Below are 3,203 nucleotides of genomic sequence, written 5' to 3'. Positions count from 1 at the left end.
GATTCAGCCTAATGCTCATGTGTTTCACTTTCGAAGATGCGGAACGCTTCCGTCGTGAGCTCCATGAAGAGATCGATTTCCGGTTCGGTGATTGTGAGGGGAGGGGCGGCCATAAACCATTCTCCGTACTTACCGCTGGCGGTGCGTCGTGCGTACAGGTGCAGCCCAAGTGACCGCGCGATGTCGGAAATTCTATATGAAGCCTGCTTCGATGCCGGGAAAACGGCTTTGGTTGCCTTGTCCTGGACAATTTCCACCGCATTGAGCAAGCCGAGACCCCGGACATCCCCGATGGTTCGGCTCTGGCCCTGCAGGGCGCTGAGGCGCTGACGGAGCAGTTCGCCCATGCGGGTGGCATTTTCCATTAGGTTGTGCTCAAGCATTTCCTTGAGCACTGCAACTCCGATCGCCGACGACAGCGGATTACCCGAGTAGGTATGACCGTGAAGGAAACCGCCGGATTCGACTACTTTGTCGACAATTCGGTTGGGCGCGATCATCGCGCCGAGGGGAGTATAGCCAGCGCTGAGTCCCTTTGCGCAGACAACAAGGTCGGGCAGACCGTCCGGCCAGTGATGGGCGGCTAGGAACGTGCCCGTCCTGCCCGCGCCGCACATAACTTCATCATAGATCAGAAGAACACCATAGCGGTCGCAAATCTGGCGGACCTTGCGATAATAGCTATCAGGTGCAACCAGCGCCCCAGTTGCAATGCCGCCTACGGGCTCCATAATGAACGCGAGGACGGTCTCCTCGCCCTCTTCAAGGATCTGCCGTTCAAGGGCGTCCGCACAATGGTCCGCATAGGACTCGGCCGTGAACCCATCCGGCCTCCGGTAGTTGAGCGGCGCAGGAACCTTGGGCATGATCTGCATGATGGGCCCGAACATGGCATCCCGGTCGGGATCGCCGGTCACTGCGGCCGCGCCTAAAGTCGCCCCATGATAGCCTGGCAGCCGCGCCAGCACCTTCCATCGCTTCGGCTGACCGGACACATAGGCGTACTGCCGCGCCAGCTTCAGAGCCGATTCCACCGCTTCGGATCCACCGGAAACCAGGAAGGTCTGGTCAAATCCTGGTCCGGCCAGTTCGGAGATAATTCTGCAGAGCTCGTCTGTCGCATCACTTGTGAAGGCAGTTCGAACTACATAGCTGATGCGGTTCGCCTGATCAATCATCGCATCCCTTACGCGCTCGTTACCATGGCCGATATTGGCGGCCACCGCCCCTGACGAGCCATCGAGGTAGCGTTTTCCATTGGTGTCCCAGAAAAAGATTCCCTTCGCGTGCGACACCGTTAGAGTCTCGGTTACACCGCGCCCGGCGTAGAATGCCTTGGCCGAAGACTCTCTCTTTGCCGACTTCGCTTCGGTGGCGCTTTGGCTATCCATGTTGCACATCCTGTTTGGCGAACGAGGGGGAGGGACGGCTATGATTTGTCAGCTTCCGATAGCAGCGTATTCGAGCACGTCGCGGACCGACTGGTTCTCCATGTCGAGAATGGCCGCCTCAAGTCGCAGCGCTGTGACCTCACCAAGGATCGGCGTCGTAATCGCCAGAAATTTGCTTTGAACTTCCGGCCGGTCGAATTCAGGCCCCCCCGGTGCGCCGGTCGGCACTTCCGCTTCGGCCGTCAGCTTTGTGCCGTCCTTCAGGCAGACAGTCACGCGCGACGGCAAAAGCCGCTTTGCGTAGAACTTGTCGTCGGCGCCGCTCAGAGCTGACAGACGCACAAGCGCAGCTGTTTGTTTAAGGCCAGGGTGGTCGAGATCTTCGTCTCGAAGGCCTTTGGTAGAAGACTTGTCGTGAAATTCCAGCGCGACCGCGTAGGGGATGTGAAAGGCCGCCTCCATCGTGGACCCAGGCCAAGGGCCATTGAATTCCTGCACAAACTCGCCGACAGTCTCCACATGGATATCGGCTACGTCCGCACGTCCGAAGCCATGGTGATGAAGCAACGTCCGCAGTGCGTCGATGGTGGTATGGATCCACCGGCAGACGCCATATGGTTTAAATCCCGTATCAAGGATGAAAAAGCGCTCGCCCCAATTGGCGGTAAGCTCTGCTGAGGCGAACTGGTTGGAACCGGCCATAGCCCAAAAGCCGTCGTCACCATCAAAGATTGTGCGGTTGCCGTGAAAGCCCGCACGCACCAGGTCGACCGCCGTGATGGCCCCTTTATTAGCCCAACCGTAGTTGTTCTTGAGAAGATTCATCGGCCGAGAGTGGAATTTCCGCAGGAAAGGCAGCGGCGCATGCATGGGAACAAGGCCGAATGCATCGGCGACGCTAACTTCGTCGAAGTCGTGGAGCAGACTCGCGGCGCTGCAGGCACCGAATATCTGCCAGGTGGCAAGCCCCTTGACCTGCCGGTCACGCGTTTCGGTCGGACGCAGTGCCGTACCGAGCCTCAGAGACATCTCATACCCGCACACCACTGCGGCGATCAAATCCTTGCCGGATTTTCCGCCCTGCTCGGCGACCGCGAGTGCGGCGGGGATGATCGAGGCCCCCGGGTGTCCGAACAGGACATAAGAATCGTCCAAGCTTAACATGCTGGCGCTGGTGGCATTCGCGTGCGCGGCATTAGCGGGACTTAGGCGCAAGGCTGTGCCGAACACGGTACTCGGGCCGCCGCCATCTGTTCCCGCCAGATAGTCGGTCATTTTTCTGGCTCCGCCAGTGATGCTCCCGGCAACCATACATCCAATATGGTCGAGCAGGAGAAGCTTGGCCTTATCCCGTACCGTGTCGGGGAGGCCATTGTACGTGACCCCGGCGACCAACCGGGCGATCTGCTGTGTCAACGACATATCCGCTTCTTCCGGCAATCCCAGCTCCGAACGGAACTCCGAGTGGAAGGCTGTTTAGACGAGGCGAGTCTCTGTTGGCTCATGGCGTGCAATGTAGCTTGGGACTGCGCGACGCAGGAGCATGCGTTCGTTATGGAGTCCGCTGGTTCTTTATGCTGCTTCTCTGGGATTCTAAAAAGCATTGCGCTTGCCAAGATCTTCGAGGATTTCACGGGCTGCATTGTGCCCGGGTACCCCGGAGACACCACCTCCCGGGTGGGAAGAGGCACCACATTGATAGAGGCCTCGGATCGGCGAACGGTAATCCGAATAGTGAGCCGCCGGTCGCTTAAAGAACATCTGGTCGATAGTCATATCACCATGATTGATATGACCGCTGGGGATATTGAG

The 3,203-nt window shown here is 58.6% G+C and carries 2 protein-coding genes and 1 pseudogene; all 3 read right to left on the bottom strand.

Features of this window, described 5'->3' with window-relative positions; all coding sequences use genetic code 11:
* Window positions 1-8 precede the first annotated feature (8 nt).
* The gene (locus O7A70_RS33580; protein WP_337144172.1) at window positions 9-1,391 is read right to left on the bottom strand and encodes an aminotransferase family protein; all 1,383 of its coding nucleotides are present in this window, start codon (window positions 1,389-1,391) and stop codon (window positions 9-11) included.
* A 48-nt stretch (window positions 1,392-1,439) separates the two neighbouring features.
* Entirely contained in the window at window positions 1,440-2,831 is a 1,392-nt protein-coding gene (locus O7A70_RS33575) for an MmgE/PrpD family protein (RefSeq protein WP_337144171.1), read from the bottom strand.
* A gap of 153 nt (window positions 2,832-2,984) precedes the next feature.
* Window positions 2,985-3,203: pseudogene (locus tag O7A70_RS33570) on the bottom strand (phytoene desaturase family protein); the annotation flags it as partial.

This window comes from Mesorhizobium sp. Cs1299R1N1, from assembly GCF_037179655.1.
Classification (GTDB): domain Bacteria; phylum Pseudomonadota; class Alphaproteobacteria; order Rhizobiales; family Rhizobiaceae; genus Mesorhizobium; species Mesorhizobium salmacidum.
Note: the sequence above shows the minus strand (reverse complement) of the source record. Positions and strands in the feature narration are given on the sequence as shown.

Bases quoted from the DNA above. Each gene is read 5' to 3' on its own strand.
- O7A70_RS33580 (WP_337144172.1), bottom strand. From the start codon at position 1,391: ATGGATAGCCAAAGCGCCACCGAAGCGAAGTCGGCAAAGAGAGAGTCT.